The following is a 24,038-nucleotide window of genomic DNA, read 5'->3' as shown; positions in this document are numbered from 1 at the left end:
GCCTTATTCTTTTGTAACAAAAATCAGATGCAACAGCTAGTCTAGCTTGAACGACCGTACGGCATCATTCAGCTCCTCAGCCATTTTTGCCAGCATGGTGGCAGCAGACGAGATTTCTTCCATAGAAGCGTTTTGTTCCTCGGCTGCAGCTGCGACGGTCTGAGAATTGCCTGCGGACTGCTCCGCGATTTGTGTAATATGCGTGATGGACGAAACAATCGTCTGCATCTGGAGGCTGATCTTGCTCATTTCCGCAGTCACCTCATTCATGCGGACCAGTAACCCCGCGGTGGAGCTTGTAATTTGGTCAAATGCGTTTCCAGTAGAGCGGACGAGGGTCATCCCTTCACCCAAAATAGAAGAGCCGTGATTCATTGCAGCAATTGCCGAGCCTGTGTCCTGCTGAATGACTGTGACGATGTTGCTGACCTGCTCAGCGGCTGAGCTGGATTGTTCGGCTAGCTTGCGTACCTCGTCGGCTACGACAGCAAATCCGCGTCCTTGCTCTCCAGCACGAGCAGCTTCGATTGCAGCGTTCAGAGCGAGCAGGTTGGTTTGATTGGCAATGGTCGTAATAAGTGAAATCATTTCTCCAATCTCTTGGGAGCGTATGCCTAGCCCATTGACGATCGTAGAGGTCTTGGCCATCTGGCTATGGATGACATCCATGTGCTCGACCGTTTTAACCGCCATTTGATTGCCTTCTGTGGCTTGGCGATTCGCTTCTTGTGTAGACAGATTCACGTCTTCAATTCCTTTTTCCATTGCCTCGATGTGCACCGCAATCTCGTTGATGACGTCATAGCCTTGAACGGTGGCATCCACCTGCTGTTCGGTTCCATAAGCAATTTCCTGGACGGATTCAGCGATTTGCTCTGTCGCTTTGCTGGTCTGCTCTGAACTGGCCATCAATTGCTCAGACGTGGCGGCTACCTGCTGTGCGTTGAAGCTGACTTGACCCAGCGTTTCGCGCAATGTGGCAGTCATGGAGTTAAAGCGGTTTGCCATAACCCCCATTTCATCCGAAGTCTTAATATCCATTGATGCTGTGAAATCTCCATTGGAGAGAGCATGCGCCAGCTGGTTGGCCCGATCGATTTGCTTTGTCAGGTATTTGCTGAAGTAATAAATAACCGCAATCATAATCAGGAGACCGAACAGACTGACAGCACAAAGCTCAAAGAACAACTCGTAGAGTGGATCATAAAATTCTTTTTCCGGCATGACGAGGGCAATTGTCCAGTTTGTATCCCCGAGTTTTTGGAAGTAAACGCGATTGTCCCCGTTATCATCACTGAACAATTTTATTCCCGATTGCTCTGAAAGAAGAGCAGACCCTATTTCAGCCAAGGACGCATTTTCGTCCGTTTGGACAGAGTGATTCATCAGCTTTTCTGCTTGAGGGTGCGAGAGATATCGTCCTTTTTGATCCACCAAAAAGGCCCAGCCTGTTTCCCCTACTTTTGTGCTGGAGACGAGGTTTTGTACATCTGTCAGTGTAATATCGTCGGTAGCTACACCCAAAAGCTTTTTATCTGGTGTATAAAAAGGAGCGACCACCGTCACCATAGATACCTTTGAAATATCGTCGAAGTACGGTTCAGAGAAGTCGGTTTCTTTTTGGGTCGAAATACCGAGCTTGTACCAGTCTTGATTTGGATAGTTGTAAGATTCGCTTGCGTATTCATCCGTAATTTTTACTTTCCCATCAACCTTACCACCATAGGTCGCAACGAACTTTTTGTTCGAATCGAAGGCGTAGGGCTCCATGAAAATTCCCATGCCGATGGTTGTATCATTCATGAGAACGGTTTTTGAGAGCAGGGAATTCAATTGCTCCATCGAATACGTAATAGGAGTCATTTCAATAAAGCGAGCCATGCTTAACGTTACCTTGCTGTGGGCTTCCAGTTGTTTTTCCACGTTGCCACTGAGCATATCCAGTTGGTAATTCATTTTGTCCCCAATTTGCTGATTCAATTGAACGACTGAGAACCAGAAACCGATTCCAACGACGAGCAATAGGGTCAAGATAATAACAGGAAGGGTAATGGTCAGTGTGCGAGCACGAAGACTTTTGAAACGAAACATAAAACCGCTCTCCTTTTGAATGTTTGCTAAAATGATTGCTATTCCTTATTATCGGATAGATTAAGACTATCTTGTATGATGGATTTAGGCAAATGAGGGAAAATATTCATAAAACTCAGAAAATGTTGCGGGTATGTGAGCAAATCGAGTAAAATGGATAAACCAAATCTTTATTCGATCAACTTATTGGTATCTTTTGCGGGTGGAGTGTTAGTGGGCATATAGGCTACAATGCGGATACAGACAGAGTTTCGACCAAATAACGGACATGGACGTTTCATTTGGCGAAGAAGGAGGGAGACTATATGAGTTTTTGTTGTGGTGCTGGAATGGTAGGTTCCGTAGGCTCAGTCCGTCATTATAAAACGCTTGTACACAATGTCCCCATCATGTTTTGTCCTGTATGTGACAGAATTGAGGTTCATCCCGGTATTGAGGGAGAATACGAAATTTTAGTAGAATATGCTCAGGGAGATCAGGCTCCAGAAGTGGATTTCGCTGACTTTGTGAGTGTTGACAATACATCCGAGTTGTTTGAGAATTGTACCATGACGGATGAAGCAGCCAGCTTCGCCGACGTACTAAAACAGCAGATCGATATTTCGCTTGATTTGCTCGGGATCGCCAAGGAGTTACAAGATGACGATTGGCGGGAAGCATTGATGATTCGTTTAAGACGGTTAAGCGAGCGACTGAAGCAGTACAATAAAAGAAAAGCAAATGTCGCACAAGAGCGCATGACCTGAGTTGACGTGGGAGGCAGTGTGAATGTTTCATTTGAAAGCCGTTCACCACATCGCATTGAATTGCAGTGATGTTGTGAAGGTAGCTCGTTTTTTTAAGGACATTTTGGAAGTCCCTATCCCGGAAGAGAATATGACGGAAGGAGCACCTGTCTACTTTCAAATTGGCACATACACACGGATTGGTCTTCATCCTCATGGCGGGGCAGAAGGGAAAGGCGGCGTAGGGCAGGTTGATCATCTCGCCTTCTCCGTACAGAGCCGTGCTGAGCTGGACTATCTGGTCGACAAGCTGGAAGCAGAGAACATTTGCTATCGTGGTCCAATTACACAGCCGACGAGCTATAATGTGTATTTTGAGACACCCGATGGTCACCACCTTGAGGTGCGACTAGATAAAGACGAGTTTGATGAGTAGTGTTTCAGGAAGCATCTGCGTAAAGCGGATGCTTTTTTATTTTTTGCCATCTTACTACTGTGGTTTGGAAAAAAGGTTGTGGATGATCTTCCTAAGTTTTAAGAGGTATCGACGAACACACAAAGCTGGTGAGAAGAAAAAGCACAGGGCTCGCAGACCTTGACAACGCCTACCCAGTCGGAACTGCAAAAAGAGGACCACGCTTGTCGAACACTTCTTCCTCGAGAATCTTCCGCCCGTAGGGTGGCTTTGGCTCGACGGTCCTCTTTTTGCAGTGGAGACGGACAGTCAATCCAGCAAGCTGGCGTGTCAGAGTCGAAGAGAACTGTGCTTTTTCTTCTCCTCCACTATGTTGACTCAAAAGGTCTTTCTTACAATGTCGAGAAAAAGATGGCTCCCCTGACAACAGCCGACAGTGACTCTCATTCCTCGCCAAAGGATTCGACCTGACAGGCCACGAACCCAATTGGGAAGAGAGGGGTGGCGTGCAGATGATCGGAATGGGCAGACTGCTTTTGGAGCTGGGAGAGAGATTGCAAGGAAAAGCACACTTGCGATTCATAACAGCAGGATGGGAGCGCAGGATCGGAATTGTTGTGGATGATTCACCGTCACAGTGGCAATTGACGATATCAAAAGGCGTTGCATCCTGGGATGTATGGACAGAAGAGCAGTCTGCCGATCTGATCATCAGGGGAGCGGAGAAGCAAATGTACATGCTGTTTGGCGGCGATGAGCTCGTTTATTCTCTCGCCAAAGAAAAGGTGCAAATAGCAGGACCATTGCGCGATCAATTGAAGCTCGATGCCATTTTGAGGCTTACCTGTAGGTGAACTGTCAATTGGGCAGTGTGCTATAATAGGAAGAAACGGTTTTGGAGGAGGCGCGTTGATGTCCACTGGTATGTCGTTGCAACAGACGGTTGCCGCACGTAAAGAATCTATTGCCGAAACATTCCGTCATCTGCATGAGAATCCGGAGATCAGCTGGAAGGAAGTAGAAACGACTCGTTATTTGGCAGATCGTATGCGTGCCTTGGGACTACGGGTTACGACTTTTGACGATTGTACTGGTTTAGTTGCTGAATGGGGCGAAGGAAAACCAGTAGTTGGCTTGCGTACAGACATCGACGCTCTCTGGCAAGAAGTAAACGGAGAGTGGCGCGCGAATCATTCCTGCGGTCATGACGCCCATATGACGTTGATCGTGGAAACGGTAGAGGCATTGGTTGCCGCTGGATATCAACCGCCAGGAACGTTAAAAATATTGTTCCAACCAGCAGAAGAAAAAGGAACGGGAGCGCTGAAGCTGGTGGAGAAGGGTGTCGTCGACGATATCGATTATTTGTACGGTGTTCACTTAAGACCGATTCAGGAGATGGCTAATGGCACGGCAGGACCCGCCATCTACAACGGAGCAGCCATGTTCCTCTATGGGGAAATTACAGGGGTAGCTGCACACGGAGCGAGACCGCATCTCGGGATCAATGTGATTGAAGTAGCGGGAGCGATTATTTCTGGGCTCGGACAAGTACATATCGATCCGATGGTACCGACTACCGTCAAAATGACCATGCTGCAAGCTGGAGGAGAGAGCTACAACATTATTCCGGACAAGGCGCGTTTTGCCCTCGATCTGCGAGCACAGACGAATCAGGCGATGGATACCCTCGTGAACCGAGTTCGTCAGATGATTGACGGAGTCGCCGAGTCTTTTCAGGCACGCATTGAGATACAGCCCGGCTCTCGCATGGTGGCGGCGGAGGTCGATGAGCAAGCGAAGGCATTTATGGAGCAGGCCATCGTGGACGTGCTCGGTAAAGAGAATCTGCGAGCGGCGCCTGTCAGTCCGGGAGCGGAGGATTTCCACTACTACACGGTGGAGCGCCCGCATATCAAGGCGACGATGCTGGCTCTCGGTTGTGATTTGGTGCCAGGGCTACATCACCCGTTGATGCATTTTGATCGCCAGGCATTGGATAAAGGTGTGGCGATTTTGTGTCAGGCAGTCGTAAAAACGTTTGAAAATACGTAAATCTTTATGCCTTGTGAGAGCAACACTAAGAGAGTAAACTCTTGGTGTTGCTCTTTTTGTGGGGAAATTGCCTCTGCGTTGTTCGCTAATAGAAGATAGACTGCTTGGTTTGTGGACAAAATACTGCAGTTGGGGAATAATACGCAGGAGGAGGGTTATTCACACATTCTCTATAAGAGATTATAAAATTATGTAGCTTATTTAGCTAAATGTGATATACTAATTACAAATCGAGCGACAATTAGAAAGTCACAATAAATGGTACACATATTGGGAAGGAGATCGTTCACACATGGAAACCAATACGGTTCATACGCTTACTGACATTCTTGGAGCTACAAAAGTGTATCGCAACTTGCCTGTAGCTAATCTCGTTGAGATGGCAGTGAAGCGTGGCGAAGGGATATTGACCGACAAGGGGGCGCTCAATGCGCTAACAGGGAAGTTTACCGGCCGTTCGCCAAAGGACAAATTTGTGGTGGACGAAGCTTCCGTACACGATAAGATCAACTGGGGTCCGGTTAACCAACCAATCTCCGCAGAAAAATTCCAAGCACTGCAACAAGACGTGCTTCAATACTTGCAAACAAAAGATGAACTGTTTGTCTTCGATGGCTTTGCTGGGGCAGATACAACCTATCGTCTGCCAATCCGTGTGGTGAACGAATTTGCTTGGCATAACCTGTTCGCACGTCAACTGTTCATCCGTCCATCGGAAGAAGAACTGGCTGCACACGAAGCAGATTTCACTGTGATCTACGCGCCTAATTTCAAGGCTAATCCTGCGGTGCACGGTACGAACTCCGAGACCTTCATCGTGATGAGCTTTGAACAAAAGACAGTGCTGATCGGTGGAACCGAGTATGCAGGCGAAATGAAAAAATCGATCTTCAGTGTAATGAACATGCTGCTTCCAGAGCGCAACGTACTCCCTATGCACTGCTCTGCAAACGTAGGCAAAGACGGAGATGTTGCCCTGTTCTTCGGATTGTCTGGTACAGGAAAAACAACGCTGTCTGCTGATCCGGACCGTTTCCTGATCGGTGATGATGAGCATGGCTGGTCTGACAATGGCGTGTTCAATATCGAAGGCGGATGCTATGCAAAATGCGTCAAGCTGACTGAAGAAGGCGAACCGCAAATCTGGAAAGCAATCCAGTTCGGTACTGTACTTGAAAATGTAGACGTAAATGAAGCGACTCGTGTGGCTGACTACGATAGCACCAAATATACAGAGAATACACGCGCTGCGTACCCAGTGGAAGCAATTCCGGGTGCTGTGATTCCGGGCGTGGGCGGGCAACCAAATGTCATCGTCTTTTTGACAGCAGACTCGTTCGGCGTGTTGCCTCCAATCTCCAAGCTCAATAAAGAACAAGCGATGTACCACTTCCTGTCTGGCTACACCAGCAAAATGGCTGGTACAGAGCGTGGCGTAACCGCTCCGCAAACCGAGTTCTCTACTTGCTTCGGATCTCCTTTCTTGCCACTGCATCCAGTTGTTTATGCGGAAATGCTCGGTAAGAAGATCGACGAGCGCGATGTTCAAGTATACCTGGTGAACACCGGTTGGACTGGTGGTCCGGTAGGTGTTGGCCAACGTATGAAGCTGTCCTACACGCGTGCGATGGTAACAGCAGCATTGAATGGCGAACTGGAAAACGTAGAGTATGTTGCGGACGCGACCTTCGGCGTGCAAGTACCGACTTCTTGCCCGAACGTGCCTGCTGAAGTTCTGCAACCACGAAATACATGGGCGAACAAGGAAGATTACGACAAGCAAGCAGCTGATTTGGCAGGACGCTTCATCGAGAACTTCCAGAAGAAATTCCCGAATGCAGCAGATATTGCAAATGCGGGTCCAAAAGTACAATAATTTGGTAGTGATGTATAACGAGAAAACGGTTAGGCGACCAGGTCTAACCGTTTTTTTGTTATTTTATTGTATGGAAAATTTAAATAATAAAGAGTTGTCTGATAAAAAGCGCAGACTTATAATAATAATAGCAATATTTTTATAAATGATATGAACGATTGAGGAGGGGTTGTTTCTGGAAGCGTTCGTAAAAGCGTTGAATGATTTAATCTGGAGTGAAGCGTTAATCTATCTCTGTTTGGGAACGGGCCTGTTCTATAGCATCGCTACTCGGTTTCTGCAGGTCCGGCATCTGAAGGATATGATTGTCCTCATGTTCGATGGCAAAAAATCCGATACTGGAGTCTCTTCTTTTCAAGCACTATCGATGGCTCTTTCCGGGCGAGTGGGAACGGGAAATATTGCAGGTGTAGCCACTGCGATTGCATTCGGCGGACCAGGTGCCGTGTTCTGGATGTGGGTTATGGCATTTTTAGGATCGGCTTCAGGGTTTGTCGAGGCGACGCTGGGACAGGTGTACAAATCGAAACAGGACGGCCAATTCCGCGGGGGTCCAGCCTACTACATTGAAAAAGGGTTAAAAATAAAATGGTACGCAGTTCTATTTGCCATCGTAACTGTTATCGCAACAGGATTATTACTGCCCGGGGTCCAAGCAAACAGTATCGCTGCTAGCGTAGAAAGCGCTTTTGGCATCAATCCTTGGATTACCGGATTCGTGCTTGCTGGAGTATTGGGCGCCATCGTATTCGGTGGAGTGAAGCGCATTGCAAATGTAGCACAAGTTGTCGTTCCGTTCATGGCATTAGGATACATTGTGGTAGCTTTGATCGTTGTTTTTGCGAATTTTTCTCAAGTACCTGATATGATTGCACTTATTTTTAAAAGCGCTTTCGGTGCAGAAGCGGCATTCGGCGGAATTTTGGGTTCTGCTATAATGTGGGGCGTTAAGAGGGGAATTTACTCTAATGAGGCAGGGCAAGGGACGGCGCCACATGCTGCGGCAGCGGCTGAAGTTACTCATCCTGCAAAACAAGGGATCGTTCAGGCATTTTCCGTATATGTTGATACGTTGTTTGTCTGTTCCGCTACGGCATTTATGATTCTCATTACAGGTATGTATAATGTAACGCCAGAAGGCAAGAGTCCCATTGTAAACAATCTGGGGGACCTTGAACCAGGACCGATTTATACGCAACAAGCAGTAGAATCAGTCATGCCAGGCTTTGGAGCACCTTTCATCGCCGTTGCGCTTTTGTTTTTCGCGTTTACGACAATCATGGCCTATTATTACATGGCTGAAACCAATCTTCGCTACTTAAACGGTAAAGTAAAAAGGGAATGGGTAAGCCATATTTTAAAAGTCGTGATGATGGGGATGGTCGTGTACGGCAGTGTCAAGTCTGCTGGACTGGCTTGGACGCTTGGTGACATTGGAGTAGGCAGCATGGCGTGGCTAAACATTATCGCGATTCTTTTACTGACCAAGCCGGCTCTTCGCGTGTTAAAAGACTATGAGCAACAAAAGCGTGAGGGAAAAGACCCTGTGTTTGATCCGGTGAGGGCAGGAGTAGAGAACGCTGATTTCTGGGAGAAGGAATACCAGCATCCCGACCTCCCCAAACCGAATCGGAAGCTATCGTCGTAATCATGTTAAAAACAAACCGCCAGCTCAAAGCGATTGGCGGTTTGTTTTGTCTATTTAATTGCTCATCTTATATACTTGTGAAGTATTGACTGGTACAACTTTTCCATTTGACTGGCGGAATAGAGTCAGGTAAGCTTCCCAAGGGATCCCTTCAATAGAGTGATAGCGATACATAACGAGAAACTCCTGATCACTCGTTCCGGTCAGATTGACATAACCTTTGGAAACGACCTCTCTCTCAGGTCCGCAAAAGTACAAGCTGCCTTTCACATCGGAAGGGTCACATGGAAGCGGTAAGATGTTTTTTGCCTGCTGGACAATTGCTTCTGGAATGTTACTGCCACCGGTGTTTCCGCCAGCGTCGGAGAAACGGACAGCAGGAGTTTTGTTGTCCCATTCCTGCTTGATCCCGAGTGCATTTGCAACAGTAGCAACAGGTGCATAAACGTTTCCATTATAGATGAATGGTTCTGCTTTGGTTTTAATGACCTGATCATTGACAATCAATTTAATGTTGGAGAAGCGAGCGGATATTTTCTCCGTGCCCGTTTTTGCAAAGACAGTGGTGCCACCGACGAGTAGTAAGACAACAGCTAGTCCAATTGCGAGTTTCTTGTTACGCTTTTTCAAAATCATCCATCCCTTTCCAGTTATCCAGTGGTGTTATTGACAAAAAGTACCTGGAATTTAGACGGAAATGTATGTCCAAAAGTTACAAAGGGAAAACTGCTGCGGTGGCGAGAATATTTAGGAAAGGATTCATGCGCAAAAACGGACTTTCTAAATATAATGATATAAAAAATACAGATATGTTTCATTCCTTGATTTATAATTATTCTTATTATAAGATAGTTATTGAGAATGGATTGAGAATTTACCAACTCACTTTTGACGTGTATGGAGGGAATTCAGATGACAGCAGTACCGCATTTGCAAATAAAAAACCTTCGCGCCAAGATCGAGGACAAAGAGATCCTCAAGGGCCTGAACCTGGAAATCAAGGGCGGCGAAGTGCACGCGATCATGGGACCAAATGGTACCGGTAAATCGACACTGGCATCCACGCTAATGGGTCACCCAAAATATGAGGTAACCGACGGCGAAGTGCTGATCAATGACGAAGATTTGTTGGAAATGGCAGTAGACGAGCGCGCACGTGCAGGCCTGTTCCTGGCTATGCAATACCCGTCCGAAATCAGTGGTGTAACTAACTCTGACTTCCTGCGTTCCGCGATTAACGCACGCCGTGGCGAAGGAAACGAAATCTCCCTGATGAAATTCATCCGTGAGATGGACAAAAAGATGAACACGCTGGAAATGGATGAGTCTTTCTCCCACCGTTACCTGAACGAAGGTTTCTCTGGTGGTGAGAAAAAGCGTAACGAGATTCTGCAAATGATGCTCTTGGAGCCAGCTATCTGTATTCTGGATGAAATCGACTCCGGTTTGGACATCGACGCATTGAAAATCGTTGCAGCTGGTGTAAACGAAATGCGCTCCGCAGACCGCGGATTCTTGATTATTACGCACTACCAGCGTTTGCTGAACTATGTAAAGCCTGACTTCGTACACGTCATGATGCAAGGTCGTATCGTGAAGTCCGGTGGTCCTGAGCTGGCTGAACGCCTGGAGGCAGAAGGCTATGACTGGATCAAGGAAGAGCTCGGCATCGAGGACGAAACCGTAAACGCCAACGTGTAGGAAGAAGGAGGCAGCAGTGAAATGAGTGTGGATGTACAGCTACGCTTCGATTCCGAGGCGATCACCCAGTACTCCAAAGCTAATCAGGAGCCTGCCTGGTTCCTGGAAAAGCGCCTCGCTGGACTGAAGGCGGCGGGAGAGCTGGCGCTCCCTGCCTTGGAGAAAACGAAGATTGATAAATGGAATACCGCTGATTTCGATCCGTTCCAAACCACTGCAAAAGTGGCGGCGGCAAATGAACTCAGCGACTTGGTAAAAGCACAAATCGATGTCGACAGCGTGAAGAACCTGTTGGTACAAAAAAATGCTTCTACCGTTTTTCAAGCAGTTTCCGAAGAGCTAAAGGCACAAGGCGTTATTTTTACGACTTTTGCTGATGCTCTGCAAGCACATGGCGATCTCGTGCAAAAATATTTGCTGAACGTCATCGCCCTTGATGAGCACAAGCTCACTGCTTTGCATACCGCAGTTGTTAACGGTGGTGTATTCCTCTACGTTCCGAAAAACGTGGAAGTAGATGTTCCACTGCAAGCTGTTTATGAAATCGCAGGCGATCACGCTCTAGTGGCTCCGCATGTTTTGATCGTGGCAGAAGCGAACAGCAAAGTGACCTACGTGGATACGTATGTATCTGGCGAAGGCAAAAACATGGTCGCGAACAGCGTTGTTGAAGTATATGTAGGCGCAGGGGCAACTGTGCAATTCGCATCCGTTCGTTCCCTGTCTGTAGACGTTCATGACTATAGCTTCCGCCGTGCAACGGTTGATCGCGACGGAAAAATGGAATGGATTTTGGGTGAGATGAACGACGGTAATACCGTTGCGAACAACACGACCATCCTTAAAGGTACTGCGTCTACTGCAGAGACCAAATCCATTACGGTAGGGACAGGTTCCCAACGCCAAAACCTCACTTCTCAAGTTACGCATATCGGCACGCATACCGAGTCTGATATGGTGAGCAAGGCTGTTATGACGGATGAAGCAGTGAGTATCTTGAACGGTATTACGAAAATCGAAAAAGGCGCTGAAAAGTCAAACGGTGTACAGGCGGAAAACATCCTGATGCTGAGCGATAAATCTCGCGGTGATGCCAACCCGATCTTGTTGATCGATGAGGATGACGTTAAAGCGGGTCACGCAGCTTCGGTAGGACGTTTCAGTGAAGAGTCGATCTTCTACTTGATGTCTCGTGGTATTACTCGTCAAGGCGCAGAACGTCTGATCATTCTCGGCTTCCTGGATCCAGTTGTCGCTGAGATTCCTGTGGAAGAAGTGAAAAACAGACTCCGTCAGGCGCTTGAAAGGAAGTTAGGCTAATGAACGCCAAGGAGCTTCGGAAATATTTCCCCATCCTTCACCAGGAAGTAAACGGGCATCCACTCGTTTACTTGGACAATGGTGCAACCTCTCAAAAGCCGATTCAGGTTATTGAGGCGATGGATAAATACTACAGGGAGTATAACTCTAATGTGCACCGTGGCGTGCACACCTTGGGTAACATAGCGACAGATGGGTACGAAGGCGCGCGTGAAAAGGTTCGCGCCTTCATCAACGCCCCTGAAGCCGCAGAAATCGTCTTTACGCGTGGTACGACCTCTGCTTGTAATACGGTAGCGTATGGCTATGCTCGCATGTTCCTTAAGCCGGGAGATGAAATCGTGACCACCTTGGTGGAGCATCACGCCAATTTCATTCCATGGCAGCAGGCAGCCAAGGCGACCGGAGCGACTTTTAAGTTCATTCCGCTGGCAGAGGACGGAACCGTTACTCTGGAGGCGGTCAAGGAAACGATTACGGACAATACCAAGATCGTTGCCATTCACCATGTTTCCAACGTATTGGGGGATACTACCCCAATCAAGGAAATTGCCCAAATCGCCCATCAGCATGGCGCACTTGTGTTTGTTGATGGAGCGCAGGGTGCTCCACACAAGAAAATCGACGTCCAGGATTTGGATTGCGATTTTTATACGTTTTCAGCGCATAAGATGGCTGGCCCGACAGGCGTAGGTGTCCTGTACGGCAAGCGTGAGGTGTTGGAGCGTGTGGAGCCGATGGAGTTCGGCGGAGAAATGATCGACTATGTGGATATGTACGATTCCACGTGGAAGGAGCTTCCTTGGAAATTCGAAGGAGGTACACCGATCATCGCAGGAGCTATCGGTTTGGGAGCAGCGATTGACTTTTTGGAAGAGATCGGTATGGACAATATCGAGCGTCATGAAAAACATCTCGTCCAGTACGCGATGGAACAAATGCGCGAGATAGAAGGTCTGAAGATTTACGGCCCACAGCAGGACCGCAGCTGTTTAATTACATTCAACCTGGATACAGTACATCCGCATGACCTGGCGACGGTGCTGGACAGTTACGGAATCGCAGTTCGTGCCGGTTATCACTGCGCACAACCGCTGATGCGTTGGCTGAATGTGACGGCTACCGCTCGGGCAAGCTTCTACCTGTACAACACAGAGGAAGAAGTAGATGTGCTGATCGCGGGCTTGAAGAAGACGAAGGAGTATTTCGGCAATGTCTTCTCTTGATGATTTATACCGCCGCGTCATTATGGATCACTACCAGAAACCGCGCAATCGCGGCAAGCTGGAAGAATCCGACGGACTCATTGTGAATTTGAACAACCCGACCTGTGGCGACAGCATCTCGCTCTCCTTGAAAGTGGAGGATGGCAAGGTGGTTGACGCGAAGTTTCTCGGTGAAGGCTGCTCAATCAGCATGTCATCCGCTTCGATGATGACAGATGCTATCAAAGGCAAGCCAGTAGCAGAAGCACTGGAGCTGTCGCAAAAATTCTCCGATATGATGCAAGGCAAAGAAATCGATGACTCGATTGATCTCGGTGATATCGAAGCCTTGTCTGGCGTAGCCAAGTTCCCAGCGCGAATCAAGTGCGCGACATTGGCTTGGAAAGCATTGGAGCAAGGTGTCAAACAGGCAGAGCAGGAATAGTGATGGGTAAGGGACATGAACATGAAGGAGTGAGCAACGATGGCTGTTAAAGGCCCAGAAATACAAGAGTATCAGTACGGCTTCCACGATAAAGACGTTTCAGTATTCCGTACGAAAAAGGGTTTGACCCGCGAGATCGTCGAAGAAATTTCGAAGATCAAGGATGAGCCAGCGTGGATGCTGGAATTCCGTCTGAAGTCGCTGGACATCTTCAACAGCATGCCGATGCCAAAATGGGGCGGCGATCTGGATGACCTCGATTTTGACAGCATTACCTACTACGTAAAGCCTTCTGAGAAGCAAGGCCGTAGCTGGGATGAGGTGCCAGAAGAAATCAAGGCAACCTTTGACAAGCTGGGTATTCCAGAAGCAGAGCAGAAGTTCCTCGCTGGTGTATCTGCTCAGTATGAATCTGAGGTAGTTTACCACAACATGCAGGAAGACCTGGAAAAACTGGGCGTTCTCTTCTGTGACATGGATTCCGCAGTAAAACTGCATCCAGAAATCGTGAAGGAATACTTCGCGACGGTTATTCCTCCAGCAGATAACAAGTTTTCTGCACTGAACTCGGCAGTATGGTCCGGTGGTTCCTTCATTTACGTACCAAAAGGCGTAAAAGTAGAAACTCCGCTGCAAGCATACTTCCGCATTAACTCCGAGAACATGGGTCAATTCGAGCGTACGCTGATCATCGCCGATGAAGATTCCTTCGTTCACTACGTAGAGGGCTGTACAGCTCCAATCTACAGCACGGACTCCTTGCACTCCGCAGTTGTAGAAATCATCGTAAAAGAACGCGCTCGTTGCCGTTACACCACGATCCAAAACTGGTCCAACAACGTATACAACCTCGTTACCAAACGTGCGGTTGCTTACGCGGATGCGAACATGGAATGGATCGATGGTAACATCGGCTCCAAGCTGACGATGAAATATCCAGCTGTTATCATGAAAGGACCTCGCGCGAAAGGTACCGTTCTTTCCATTGCAGTAGCAGGAAAAGGACAGCACCAAGACGCAGGTGCGAAAATGATTCACCTGGCGCCAGATTGCACATCGACGATCATTTCCAAGTCGATCTCCCGTGATGGCGGAAAAGTAACCTACCGTGGTCTGTCCCAGTTTGGACGCAAATCGGAAGGCTCCAAGTCCAACATCAAGTGCGATACGCTGATTCTGGATAAACTGTCCACGTCCGACACGATCCCGTACAACGAGATCATGAACGACAGCATCACGCTGGAGCACGAAGCGACTGTATCCAAAGTATCCGAGGATCAGCTTTTCTACCTGATGAGCCGCGGCCTGTCGGAAGCAGAAGCAACTGAGATGATCGTAATGGGCTTCATCGAGCCATTCACGAAAGAATTGCCGATGGAATATGCGGTAGAGATGAACCGTCTCATTAAGTTTGAGATGGAAGGTTCTATCGGATAATTGATCATGTGTAAATACGTGTCTGTGGTGACTGATCATGCTTTTATGATTAGTAACCTGGGCACGTATTTTTTTTATGCCTGCCTTAATAGGGAAAACGCATGGGAATATCTGCGTGCAAAGCAACGGAGCTTACTCAATAGCAAGACGGCGGAAAGAAATATGGCATCAGGCATATGGGCAATCATGCCATAAATGTGACGAAGCCCTCCTTCGGAATAACGATCCGGAGGAGGGCTTTTATTACATGCGGAGTCATCCCCATCCACGGAGCATTTTCACTCCGCTCGATGAACGACCTGGTGTTTCAGAATGCTCCTTTTTACGTTCTTAGTCTTGGTAGAGCCATTACGCTAACGGGCAGATTAGTTCAGTAATAACCGAATCGAGGTGGTCATTGCCGGGATCAGATTATCTCGTCGATTCACAGATAGAGAATGACTAATTTGTCTTACAGAAAAATTCCGTTACGAACTCCAAGAATTTTCTAGCTGCTACAGATAAATATCGTGATTCAAGCCAAATGAACTTATAATTACGTTTCATACTGTGGTCATGAATCTTTAATAAAGTGAGTGGAGAGTCAGAGTTTCGTCCGCACTCACCTACAAGAGCGACACCAACGCCGGCCCGGACAAGACTCGCAATAGCAGAAGGCTCATTTACCCTGCATATATATTTAGGATGAATTCCGGCCTCTCCAAAAAAGATATCGTTCAGTGGTTGATAAAATTGCCCCTCATTGTAACCAATGAAAGCTTCAGAAGCAGCTTCTGCCAAAGAAATGCTCTGTCGGTCTGAGAATCGATGGTTAGGAGAAACAGCAAGGTATACTTCTTCCTCCAAGACATGGGAGGAGCATACTCCAGCATTTTGCGTAGGTAACGCTGTGAGACATATGTCCACTTCTCCATTCAGAAGAAGAGGCTCCAATTCCATCATAGAAACCTGGGTTATTCGGAAATCGGTTTTCGGGTATTGGGATAGAAAGTCAGCAAGTGGCCTAGACAAGAGCTCGACGCTCGTAACCGCTAAGTGAACACTGCCCGAATACAACCCAGAAAGTTCTTCAATTTCTTTCCTTCCATCTTCCAATGCGTTTAAAGCAATTTCTACCTTTCGAAGGAACGTTTTACCAAACGTGTTTAATCTAATATTTCTCCCCTGTCGGTCAAAGAGGGGGACACCAAGATCTTCCTCAAGTCGAGCGATTATTTTGCTTAATGCAGGTTGAGCAATTTGCAGTTCTTCGGCTGCTTTGGTCATATGTTGAATTTTAGCGATAGTACGAAAGTAATGTAAATGTGAAGTATCCATGATTACCTCCATTTATATACGATTTAGCATGATACTCATGAAATTTATGCATTAGATATTATTGATATTATGATATAGTATCAGATTTAACAATGAAGTAAGCAATAAAGGGAGGAATTTCTATGGTATACAAAGAAGAGGAACCATTGGAGCATGATCGCGAGCTTATCAAACATGTAGTTAATGAAATGGAGGCAGCGTTTAATCGGCACGATGCAGATGCGTTAGACAGCCATTTCACACAAAACGCCACTTGGGTGAATGTAATGGGTGAAAAGTTGTCGGGTTGGGATGAAATAAATAAAGTGCACAAAATCGTCTTGACAGGTCCTTTAAGTAATTCTTATAGCAAATATACTGTTGACAGCATCTCGTTCATTAATTCGAATGTAGCTGTTGTTCATGTCCGTCAATATTCAACAACTTCCGATGGTAAACGAATTGGCGGAGGGCAAGAAAGCATTGCTATCTACGTAATGGTCAAGGAAACGAATGTTTGGAGGCTAGCAGCAGGACAAAACACACTTCTAAAATCCGTCTAACTAGATATTGTGAGTGAGCTAACGGGGTCGATAGTTCAATAAAAACAGCGGTGAGTTTAAGACTTTATTATCAGGTCTTAAGTCGCCGCTGTTTCATGTATTGGCTTAGACTAATCATACAGTTGAAGAGGAAATTGCCACCGTAGAAAATGGCGTTATTACAGGACATGCAAAAGGAACAACGAAGCTCAAGGTGAAGTACCAAGGAAAAAACATGACGATTTCGGTGAAAGTCACGAAATAAAACAAGAACAAGGCCCTCGGAAAAACCAGGGGCTTTTTGTGCGTGTTCAAACATGTACATTCCCTTCACACAATGATAAAATGTTCGTATATACAAGACAACAACAACGAAGTATGCCTACGTATCCAGGCATGCTTTTTTCGGGCGAGCACAAACCTTTTCACAAAAGCACAGTTGCTCTGCTATGAGCAGGCAGCCGTAGAGGTTTTCATACTTTTTGGAGCGGGGTTGCACATATGATAGTGGTAAAGCAATTAATGGATCATTGCCACCGCTTTTTTGGGAGCATGGGAGAGCTGTATCAATCCGAGGATGCGGATATCCTGATTGCCGTCTATCCGGCTACGCGCAAGCGAGGATGGTGGACGTATGCCACACTTGAGCTGCACAAGATGGGGGCGACGGAGTACCTCGTCTATTCCTATCAGTTTGAGCAGAGAATGATCACGCATTTGGCAAGAGTTGCGGCCCGGGTGATTCAGCAGTGGGAGAGTCAAACTACCCGTATGGAGTCTGGGAGCATCTTTTCGCTCGGGGATACAATCGTGGAAAAATCGGTTTTGAATCATCTGGTACTGACCCCTGCCTACTACGAAGAGGCTGGATTTGAATATTATACAAACGGCAAGGACGTAATCAGGTTCATGATGCTTCATGCAATCGCAGATTCGGAAGCAAGGTTTGTGGAACAATATGGACTTACGGCATTACAGGAATGGTTAGCGCACTCCGGTGTCGATTCCCTGAATGTTACGCGTACGCCTGCCATCTGAGAAGGGAGCGAGCGATATGTCAGCGATTCGCTTGAGAGTCACCGTAGTAGTGGAACACGAAGGGAAAGTCCTCCTCATCCGGGAGCAAACACAACGAGGAGTCTTTTACAACCTGCCAGGAGGAGTCGTCGAGTATTTAGAAGCGATTCCAGATGCAGCGAAAAGAGAAGTGATGGAAGAGACCGGACTACTCGTAGAAATGGATCGATTGATCTGGATCGATGATCGGATTGATCAGGAAGGGAACGGCAAGCATACAGTTGGGGTGGGAGTTCTCGCGAAGCTCATCGGAGACGAGAAGAATCCTACTCCAGGTGGCATTGTTGATGAAGAAATCGAATGGGCTGGCTGGGTTACCCTAGACGAGTGGAAGCAGCTGCCAAACGACCACAAAACACGCCCGGATCAAGTCAAGCAGGCTTTGTCTGATCCGGCTTACCAGCCGATGTACTTGGGAAATATGCTGAGCAAAGCTGAATAAATGAGAAACACCGTCCTATGCGTCAAAACGAAGGGCGGTGTTTTTGTTTTGGCTATCCTTTTTGCTGAATCGTGGCTTTTCTTCCATTGGCAACAGCAATCACGACGATCACAGCTGCAAGTACCGCACCAAGGGTGAATGGCTCAGATAGAAGGAACCACGAAGCGATGATCGATAAAAAGGGTTGAAGGTATTGGACTTGGCTGACTTTGGCTACACCACCGATTGCCAGCCCATGGTACCAGGCAAAAAAACCGAGAAACATGCTCACGGCGCTAACATAGCCAAACCCGATCCAGACGGACCAAGTAGCTTGTTTTAACTCAGCCAAGAGGGGACCTGCGATGGGGAATACGAGAAAAGGAAATGCGAAGATCAACGACCAGCTGATGACCTGCCAACCGCCCATCGTTTTCGAGAGTTCACCGCCGACCGCGTATCCGACCGCCGCACTGATGACTGCGCCGAGCAAAGCGAGATCGGCCCACTGAAGAGCACCAAAGCCAGAGCCGATGGCATAAGCCAAAATCGTGACGCAGGCTACCCCGCTCGATAGCCAATACTTGCGGGCAGGTCGCTCTCCTGTAAAGTAAATCGCTGCTCCTGCTGTTGCCAATGGCAGGAGCGCAATGATGACAGCACCATGGGTAGCAGGTACCCGCTCCATAGCCCACGAGGAGAAAAAAGGGAAGCCAACTACGACACCAGCAGATACGAGAACCAACTGCTTAGTCTGCTGCCAGGTAGGGAATGGGACTCTTTTGATCAGGAGTACGAATGCGGCCAGCACAGCAGCAATCAGGGCACGTCCCAATCCTGCTGAGACAGGAGAGAGAGCAGTTACAACCAATTTCGTTACAGGCAGAGTCAAGCTGAAGCTAAGCACGCCAATAAAGCCATACACCAATCCTATTGTTTCGGTGTGTAACAGGCCGAGGGTGCCCTGTGCAGTGCGTAAATGCTGCTTCTCAACAGGAAGCTGTGTGCTCATATGAATCCCGCCCTTTGCGTGATAGAAGTATCTGTTGTTCCATCTTAGAGGGGGTCAATAGCAAAAGGTAGAGCCAATTGGCAGCAGGAGTGGTAAGCCAATTTGTCGAAAGGGAGAAAAAACATGTGTGGAAGGACGAGCATAGATGGAATGGAAGCCGGATAAAGAAGCGGGAGTGCCCGTCTATTTGCAAATCGCAAAGGAGCTGGAGCAACAAATTGTACTAGGAGTGCTGCCACCCGGTGCGTCTCTTCCACCAGAGAGAGTTTTGGCGCGACGATTCGGCGTTAATCGCGGGACCGTATCGGCAGCGTATGAAGAATTGCGGTCAAAAGGAATTTTACAATCGTGGCAAGGAAGCGGTACATGGGTCAGTCGTGATCTGTGGGGCGTAAAACAAATGCCGAACTGGTTTACCTACACAAATGGCGGAGCCTTCTTGCCGGCCTATCCACTTGCCAAACGCATACAGGATGCGTGCTTCGATTCATCGATCATTAATCTGGCAAAGGCTGAATTGGCTACACCGATGATCCCGTCTTTGACGACGAGGTCGTTGGGAGAAGATAATCAAGTCCGGCTCGAATTAGGGTACGCGCAGCCAAAAGGAGAGCCAGGGTTGCGCGAGACACTGTCTGTGCACTTGCGAGAAAACTACGGAATCTATTCTTCTCCCGATGAAATTTTGGTGACCTCGGGAGCACAGCAGGCATTACATCTCATCACACTTTGTCTCTTGAATCCTGGAGATGCTATTGCGATGGAGGGACCGTCTTATTCGTATTCATTGCCCTTATTCAGCTCAGCGGGTCTGCGATTATTTCGTTTACCGATGGATGAATATGGCATCGTGCCTGAGACTGTCTACGACTTGCAGCGGGAGCATCGGATTCGAATGGTTTTCACGAACCCGACCTATCATAATCCAACCGGGACGATTATGAGTATGGCTCGCCGATCCCAGCTGCTCGATATTTGTCAGGAGCTGCGTTTGCCGCTGGTGGAGGACGACGCGTACGGCGCGCTAACATTGGCGGGAAGCCCTAGACCTCCCAGACCGATCAAAGCCATCGACAAGACGGGTGCTGTCTTGTACGTCGGTAGCCTCTCCAAAACGATTGCACCAGGCTTGCGAATCGGTTGGCTGGTCGGACCGAGATCAGTCGTAGAGAGACTAGCCGATGCCAAGCAGCAAATGGATTTTGGCACGAGTAGCGTCTCTCAGCAATTAGCGCGGCAATTTTTAGAGCGGGAGAGCTGGAACAATCAGATGGAGCGAATGTCTCATTACTTGTTTGAGCAGCAACAAGCGATGCGTCGTGCCTTACAGAAATACCTTACTGATTACGCCGTATGGAATGAGCCTGATGGCAGCTTTCACATTTGGTGTCGTTTGCATGCCCCGAGGGACGAAAAGGAATTGCTGGATGATGCGATCAGGGAAGGGGTCGTTTTTACGCCTGGCAGCGTTTATGGAGCGGAAGCGGGCTGGCTACGATTGACCTATTCGTGGGAAAGCATAGGGAACATCGAGGAAGGAATTCGCCGTCTAAAAAGAGTGATTCAACAGGAAAAATGATGATTCATGGGATTATTTCCTTATTTATGAAACTATTTTCCATTTTACTCGTATGCACTATAGAGGCATTTTTAGAAAGGGGTGACAGTCGTGGGCGTACTTGAAACCGTCTACATGGTCTGCCTTGTACTTGGTCTAATTTACACCCTCCTCTCGCTGTTGTTTGGCGATACGGTCTCGGATTGGCTGGGACATCTGCATCTGCCTTTTGCACAGCCCATTTTGCTGGTCAGCGGCATGACTGCTTTTGGGGGAGCCGGGTATTTGCTATCTCGGTATACTTCTCTTGGCGCAATTGTCGTATTGATGCTGGCTGTGGTCATTGGCGCAGCATTGGCTCTCGCGTCGTTCTTCCTCTGGGTAAAGCCGATGAGCCGTGCAGAAAACTCCACCAGCTATTCCATGAGCCAGTTGGGAGGGAAGCTGGGGGAAGTAGGAACGACGATACCAGCAAAAGGACTTGGAGAGGTATTGCTGCCGATGATTAGCGGAACCACCTATCATATGGCGGCGAGTCTTGAGGGCCAGATCATCCCGCAAGGAACCCGTGTCGTCGTGGTCGAGGTGCGTGACCATGTCTTGTATGTGATCCCCTTTTATACTGATTCAAGCGAAGGAGATGAGAAGTGATGTTAGATCCCGGTATTTTGACGATAGTGGGTGTTGTCGTCGCAGTCTTTCTCGTTTTGGGTATTGCCTTTTGGGCGCGTTACAAGACAGTTGGTGCAGATGAAGCGATGATCGTGACGGGTAGCTATCTCGGCTCAAAAAACGTGCTCAGCGACGAATCCGGACGCAAAATGAAGATCGTCCGCGGAGGCGGTGCATTTATCCTCCCTATTTTTCAACAGGCGAATTTTCTGAGTCTTCTGTCTCACAAGCTGGATGTATCGACCCCAGAGGTGTACACCGAGCAGGGCGTTCCTGTTATGGCAGATGGCGTAGCGATCATTAAGGTAGGCGGTTCGATTGAAGACATCGCGACCGCAGCCGAGCAATTTATGGGCAAGACAGACGAGGCGCTGCGCGGAGAGGCACAGGAAGTACTCGAAGGTTACTTGCGTGCGATTCTCGGCAGTATGACCGTAGAAGAAATTTACAAAAATCGTGAACGCTTTGCGCAAGAGGTGCAAGCCGTAGCGACCAAGGACTTGAAGAAAATGGGTCTGTCAGTCGTCAGCTTCACGATCAAGGATGTCCGCGACAAAAACGGATATTTAGCCGCTCTCGGAATTCCGCAAATTGCGGCAGTAAAGCGGGACGCGACCATCTCACAGGCTGATGCAGACAAGGAAGCGCGGATCAAGCAGGCACAGGCAGAGGAAGAGGCGCGCAAGGCTGAGCTGCTCAAGGAAACGAACATTGCCGAAGCAGAGAAGGAAAAAGAGCTGAAGGTAGCGGCGTTTAAGCAAGAGCAGGACAAAGCGAAGGCGAGCGCGGACCAAGCCTACAAGCTGCAAGAGGCTGTCGCCAAGCAGCAGGTAACCGAAGAGGAAATGAAAGTCGATCTCGTCCGCAAGCAGAAGGAAATCGAGCTGGAGGAGAAAGAAATTCTACGCCGCGAAAGACAGTATGATGCGGAAGTGAAGAAAAAGGCCGACGCCGACCGCTACTCTGTAGAGCAAGCAGCAGAAGCGGAAAAAGCGAAAAAATTGAGAGAAGCAGACGCGATCAAATACCGAATCGAAGCAGAGGCAAAGGCAAATGCCGAGCAGAAGCGTCTGGAAGGCTTGGCGATTGCCGAGGCCGAAAAAGCAAAAGGTAGTGCTGAGGCTGAGGTAACGCGACTCAAGCTGGAAGCCGAAGCAGAAGGGAAAGAGAAGCTGGCTGAAGCATTTGAAAAATTCGGTCATGCGGCTGTACTCGACATTATTGCGAAGATGCTTCCTGAGCTGGCAGAGAAAATTGCGGAGCCTATGAAGGCGATCGACAAGGTTACGATCGTGGACGCGGGCGGCGGTCAGGGAGATGGCGTCAATCGTCTAAGCGGGAATGTCACGAAGCTGATGGCACAGCTGCCTGAAATGCTGAAAGATGTATCCGGTTTGGATATGAACAAAATGATCACAGACTTTATGCAAAAGGGCGGGGCTGCGACTACGACTACGACTACGCAGCAACAGCCCGTACCCGTAAAAGTTCAGGTAGAGACTGATTTAGATAACGAAAAGCAATAACGAAAAAGTGCCCCTTTTAGTGCGAGGGGCACTTTTTCTTCGTAAGACGAGTGCTAATCAAGGGTAGTCTACCTGCTTCGCATGGCCGTAGTTCCTCATCAATTCGCTAACCGTTACGAACTTATACCCTCTCTTTTTTAACTCGGGTAATATTTGCTCGAGCGCCTGTACGGTCTGTCGACGATCCCCTCCGTAATCATGAAAAAGCACGATGTCTCCATTCCGAGCATTGTTTAAAACTTTGTTGACGATTTTTTTTACGCCAGGATCGGTCCAATCACGTGTATCTTGATGCCAAGACCACATGATCACCAGAAAACCGGCTTGTTTAGCGGTATGGACGACAGTCTCGTTATAAAATCCCCCGGGAGGACGGAACAAGGTGGGCAGTACGCCTGTTGCGGATTGAATGATTTCCTGCGTTTTTTGGACCTCTTCCAACAATCTGTTCGCCGATAGTTTTCGGATATCTGGATGATTGTAAGTGTGGTTCGCAATCTCGTGCTGATCATCAGCAAGTGATTTGACGATTTCCGGGTACTCGCTCACACGATTGCCTACGACAAAGAAGGTAGACCTCGCCTGATACTGTTTCAGCAGTGCTGCGATCTGAGGAGTGTATACCTGATGAGGACCATCGTCAAAGGTAAGGGCAATCACCTTGCTTTCTGTCGGCACTTCCCAAACAATATCTCCTCTTGTCTCGTAATACTCGCGATTTTTTTCCCGAAGGGCATAGGCTGCTTCACTAAAGGAAGGAGCAAGAATGATAGCCAGCAAAAGTGGGAAAAAGAGGATATGCTTTTTCATTTGTTCACCTCGCTGCCAGAGACTTTCGTGTTAGTAACCTACGTGACTATGTACATACCGTTACTATGCGCCAATTCTTAATGGTTATCCCTTTTTGTCTTTGTGGAAAAGACACTTGTTCTTTTTGTGTGGATAAATTAAGCTAGTAACAGCGAATTGACTTGGAAATAGCGTTGAATATACGACGAGGATTCAGATGGAGGAAG

The 24,038-nt window shown here is 48.0% G+C and carries 23 protein-coding genes; 18 read left to right on the top strand and 5 right to left on the bottom strand.

Going from position 1 to position 24,038, the window contains the following annotated elements:
- Positions 1-36 precede the first annotated feature (36 nt).
- Positions 37-2,091, bottom strand: coding sequence for a methyl-accepting chemotaxis protein (locus AB1L17_RS11815; RefSeq protein WP_412845076.1), 2,055 nt, complete (start codon positions 2,089-2,091; stop codon positions 37-39).
- Between the two features lie 305 nt (positions 2,092-2,396).
- On the opposite strand from AB1L17_RS11815, the gene AB1L17_RS11810 reads away from it, so the two are divergent.
- The 6 genes from AB1L17_RS11810 to AB1L17_RS11785 all read left to right on the top strand — a co-directional run bounded on the left by AB1L17_RS11810 (position 2,397) and on the right by AB1L17_RS11785 (position 8,810).
- A complete protein-coding gene (locus AB1L17_RS11810; protein WP_412845077.1) occupies positions 2,397-2,837 on the top strand; it encodes a hypothetical protein in 441 nt (146 codons plus the stop codon).
- Positions 2,838-2,859: 22 nt separating this feature from the next.
- Positions 2,860-3,252 (top strand): VOC family protein, encoded by a 393-nt coding sequence (locus AB1L17_RS11805; RefSeq protein ID WP_412845078.1) that lies wholly within the window; start codon positions 2,860-2,862, stop codon positions 3,250-3,252.
- Positions 3,253-3,743: 491 nt separating this feature from the next.
- Complete coding sequence (locus AB1L17_RS11800) at positions 3,744-4,085, top strand: SCP-2 sterol transfer family protein (RefSeq protein ID WP_412845154.1); 342 nt, start codon at positions 3,744-3,746, stop codon at positions 4,083-4,085.
- 58 nt (positions 4,086-4,143) lie between these two features.
- Positions 4,144-5,286 carry a M20 peptidase aminoacylase family protein gene (locus tag AB1L17_RS11795; RefSeq protein WP_412845079.1) on the top strand — a complete coding sequence of 381 codons (1,143 nt, stop codon included), beginning with the start codon at positions 4,144-4,146 and terminating at the stop codon, positions 5,284-5,286.
- 292 nt (positions 5,287-5,578) lie between these two features.
- On the top strand, positions 5,579-7,162 hold the full coding sequence (gene pckA / locus AB1L17_RS11790; protein WP_412845080.1) for a phosphoenolpyruvate carboxykinase (ATP): 1,584 nt from the start codon (positions 5,579-5,581) through the stop codon (positions 7,160-7,162).
- Between the two features lie 175 nt (positions 7,163-7,337).
- A complete protein-coding gene (locus AB1L17_RS11785) occupies positions 7,338-8,810 on the top strand; it encodes an alanine/glycine:cation symporter family protein (RefSeq protein WP_412845155.1) in 1,473 nt (490 codons plus the stop codon).
- Between the two features lie 54 nt (positions 8,811-8,864).
- Here the strand turns inward: AB1L17_RS11785 and AB1L17_RS11780 are convergent, their stop codons facing one another.
- Positions 8,865-9,440 carry a stalk domain-containing protein gene (locus AB1L17_RS11780; protein WP_412845081.1) on the bottom strand — a complete coding sequence of 192 codons (576 nt, stop codon included), beginning with the start codon at positions 9,438-9,440 and terminating at the stop codon, positions 8,865-8,867.
- Between the two features lie 282 nt (positions 9,441-9,722).
- Between AB1L17_RS11780 and sufC the strand changes: the two genes are divergently transcribed.
- Genes sufC through sufB form a run of 5 tightly spaced genes read left to right on the top strand, consistent with a single transcriptional unit; the run spans position 9,723 to position 14,918 of the window.
- Entirely contained in the window at positions 9,723-10,511 is a 789-nt protein-coding gene (gene sufC / locus AB1L17_RS11775) for a Fe-S cluster assembly ATPase SufC (protein ID WP_017251436.1), read from the top strand.
- A gap of 21 nt (positions 10,512-10,532) precedes the next feature.
- Positions 10,533-11,831 carry a Fe-S cluster assembly protein SufD gene (gene sufD / locus AB1L17_RS11770; RefSeq protein WP_412845082.1) on the top strand — a complete coding sequence of 433 codons (1,299 nt, stop codon included), beginning with the start codon at positions 10,533-10,535 and terminating at the stop codon, positions 11,829-11,831.
- Positions 11,831-13,057, top strand: coding sequence for a cysteine desulfurase (locus AB1L17_RS11765; protein ID WP_412845083.1), 1,227 nt, complete (start codon positions 11,831-11,833; stop codon positions 13,055-13,057). Before sufD ends, AB1L17_RS11765 begins: the two co-directional genes overlap by 1 nt.
- Positions 13,044-13,481 carry a Fe-S cluster assembly sulfur transfer protein SufU gene (sufU, locus tag AB1L17_RS11760; protein WP_106783725.1) on the top strand — a complete coding sequence of 146 codons (438 nt, stop codon included), beginning with the start codon at positions 13,044-13,046 and terminating at the stop codon, positions 13,479-13,481. The genes AB1L17_RS11765 and sufU overlap by 14 nt, the downstream gene beginning before the upstream one ends.
- Before the next feature lie 39 nt (positions 13,482-13,520).
- Complete coding sequence (sufB, locus tag AB1L17_RS11755; protein WP_017251432.1) at positions 13,521-14,918, top strand: Fe-S cluster assembly protein SufB; 1,398 nt, start codon at positions 13,521-13,523, stop codon at positions 14,916-14,918.
- 441 nt (positions 14,919-15,359) lie between these two features.
- Here the strand turns inward: sufB and AB1L17_RS11750 are convergent, their stop codons facing one another.
- Positions 15,360-16,235: a LysR family transcriptional regulator gene (locus AB1L17_RS11750; protein ID WP_412845084.1), complete on the bottom strand. Its 876-nt coding sequence runs from the start codon at positions 16,233-16,235 to the stop codon at positions 15,360-15,362.
- A 122-nt stretch (positions 16,236-16,357) separates the two neighbouring features.
- Here AB1L17_RS11750 and AB1L17_RS11745 point away from each other — a divergent pair, with 122 nt between their 5' ends.
- The 4 genes from AB1L17_RS11745 (at position 16,358) to AB1L17_RS11730 (ending at position 18,275) form a co-directional block, all read left to right on the top strand.
- Complete coding sequence (locus tag AB1L17_RS11745) at positions 16,358-16,777, top strand: SgcJ/EcaC family oxidoreductase (RefSeq protein ID WP_412845085.1); 420 nt, start codon at positions 16,358-16,360, stop codon at positions 16,775-16,777.
- A 133-nt stretch (positions 16,778-16,910) separates the two neighbouring features.
- Positions 16,911-17,021, top strand: a complete 111-nt coding sequence (locus AB1L17_RS11740) for a hypothetical protein (RefSeq protein ID WP_412845156.1) — start codon at positions 16,911-16,913, stop codon at positions 17,019-17,021.
- Positions 17,022-17,257: 236 nt separating this feature from the next.
- Entirely contained in the window at positions 17,258-17,794 is a 537-nt protein-coding gene (locus AB1L17_RS11735) for a suppressor of fused domain protein (protein ID WP_412845086.1), read from the top strand.
- 16 nt (positions 17,795-17,810) lie between these two features.
- Positions 17,811-18,275: an NUDIX domain-containing protein gene (locus AB1L17_RS11730; RefSeq protein WP_412845087.1), complete on the top strand. Its 465-nt coding sequence runs from the start codon at positions 17,811-17,813 to the stop codon at positions 18,273-18,275.
- A 52-nt stretch (positions 18,276-18,327) separates the two neighbouring features.
- On the opposite strand, the gene AB1L17_RS11725 is transcribed toward AB1L17_RS11730, so the two are convergent.
- A complete protein-coding gene (locus AB1L17_RS11725) occupies positions 18,328-19,266 on the bottom strand; it encodes a DMT family transporter (protein WP_412845088.1) in 939 nt (312 codons plus the stop codon).
- Positions 19,267-19,411: 145 nt separating this feature from the next.
- Here AB1L17_RS11725 and AB1L17_RS11720 point away from each other — a divergent pair, with 145 nt between their 5' ends.
- The 3 genes from AB1L17_RS11720 to floT all read left to right on the top strand — a co-directional run bounded on the left by AB1L17_RS11720 (position 19,412) and on the right by floT (position 23,022).
- Positions 19,412-20,845: an aminotransferase-like domain-containing protein gene (locus AB1L17_RS11720; RefSeq protein ID WP_412845089.1), complete on the top strand. Its 1,434-nt coding sequence runs from the start codon at positions 19,412-19,414 to the stop codon at positions 20,843-20,845.
- Positions 20,846-20,935: 90 nt separating this feature from the next.
- The gene (locus AB1L17_RS11715; protein WP_412845090.1) at positions 20,936-21,475 is read left to right on the top strand and encodes an NfeD family membrane protein; all 540 of its coding nucleotides are present in this window, start codon (positions 20,936-20,938) and stop codon (positions 21,473-21,475) included.
- Positions 21,475-23,022 carry a flotillin lipid rafts scaffold protein FloT gene (gene floT / locus AB1L17_RS11710; protein WP_412845091.1) on the top strand — a complete coding sequence of 516 codons (1,548 nt, stop codon included), beginning with the start codon at positions 21,475-21,477 and terminating at the stop codon, positions 23,020-23,022. Before AB1L17_RS11715 ends, floT begins: the two co-directional genes overlap by 1 nt.
- Before the next feature lie 57 nt (positions 23,023-23,079).
- Here the strand turns inward: floT and AB1L17_RS11705 are convergent, their stop codons facing one another.
- Positions 23,080-23,832 (bottom strand): polysaccharide deacetylase family protein, encoded by a 753-nt coding sequence (locus AB1L17_RS11705; protein WP_412845092.1) that lies wholly within the window; start codon positions 23,830-23,832, stop codon positions 23,080-23,082.
- Between the last annotated feature and the right edge of the window lie 206 nt (positions 23,833-24,038).

Source organism: Brevibacillus jepli, assembly GCF_047229145.1.
Lineage (GTDB): Bacteria > Bacillota > Bacilli > Brevibacillales > Brevibacillaceae > Brevibacillus.
Note: the sequence above shows the minus strand (reverse complement) of the source record. Positions and strands in the feature narration are given on the sequence as shown.

Bases quoted from the DNA above. Each gene is read 5' to 3' on its own strand.
- AB1L17_RS11810 (WP_412845077.1), top strand. From the start codon at position 2,397: ATGAGTTTTTGTTGTGGTGCTGGAATGGTAGGTTCCGTAGGCTCAGTC.
- AB1L17_RS11800 (WP_412845154.1), top strand. From the start codon at position 3,744: ATGATCGGAATGGGCAGACTGCTTTTGGAGCTGGGAGAGAGATTGCAA.
- floT (WP_412845091.1), top strand. From the start codon at position 21,475: ATGTTAGATCCCGGTATTTTGACGATAGTGGGTGTTGTCGTCGCAGTC.
- AB1L17_RS11805 (WP_412845078.1), top strand. From the start codon at position 2,860: ATGTTTCATTTGAAAGCCGTTCACCACATCGCATTGAATTGCAGTGAT.
- AB1L17_RS11705 (WP_412845092.1), bottom strand. From the start codon at position 23,832: ATGAAAAAGCATATCCTCTTTTTCCCACTTTTGCTGGCTATCATTCTT.
- AB1L17_RS11725 (WP_412845088.1), bottom strand. From the start codon at position 19,266: ATGAGCACACAGCTTCCTGTTGAGAAGCAGCATTTACGCACTGCACAG.
- AB1L17_RS11720 (WP_412845089.1), top strand. From the start codon at position 19,412: ATGGAATGGAAGCCGGATAAAGAAGCGGGAGTGCCCGTCTATTTGCAA.
- sufB (WP_017251432.1), top strand. From the start codon at position 13,521: ATGGCTGTTAAAGGCCCAGAAATACAAGAGTATCAGTACGGCTTCCAC.
- AB1L17_RS11735 (WP_412845086.1), top strand. From the start codon at position 17,258: ATGATAGTGGTAAAGCAATTAATGGATCATTGCCACCGCTTTTTTGGG.
- AB1L17_RS11765 (WP_412845083.1), top strand. From the start codon at position 11,831: ATGAACGCCAAGGAGCTTCGGAAATATTTCCCCATCCTTCACCAGGAA.
- AB1L17_RS11815 (WP_412845076.1), bottom strand. From the start codon at position 2,091: ATGTTTCGTTTCAAAAGTCTTCGTGCTCGCACACTGACCATTACCCTT.
- AB1L17_RS11730 (WP_412845087.1), top strand. From the start codon at position 17,811: ATGTCAGCGATTCGCTTGAGAGTCACCGTAGTAGTGGAACACGAAGGG.
- AB1L17_RS11750 (WP_412845084.1), bottom strand. From the start codon at position 16,235: ATGGATACTTCACATTTACATTACTTTCGTACTATCGCTAAAATTCAA.
- pckA (WP_412845080.1), top strand. From the start codon at position 5,579: ATGGAAACCAATACGGTTCATACGCTTACTGACATTCTTGGAGCTACA.
- sufU (WP_106783725.1), top strand. From the start codon at position 13,044: ATGTCTTCTCTTGATGATTTATACCGCCGCGTCATTATGGATCACTAC.
- sufD (WP_412845082.1), top strand. From the start codon at position 10,533: ATGAGTGTGGATGTACAGCTACGCTTCGATTCCGAGGCGATCACCCAG.
- AB1L17_RS11795 (WP_412845079.1), top strand. From the start codon at position 4,144: ATGTCCACTGGTATGTCGTTGCAACAGACGGTTGCCGCACGTAAAGAA.
- sufC (WP_017251436.1), top strand. From the start codon at position 9,723: ATGACAGCAGTACCGCATTTGCAAATAAAAAACCTTCGCGCCAAGATC.
- AB1L17_RS11745 (WP_412845085.1), top strand. From the start codon at position 16,358: ATGGTATACAAAGAAGAGGAACCATTGGAGCATGATCGCGAGCTTATC.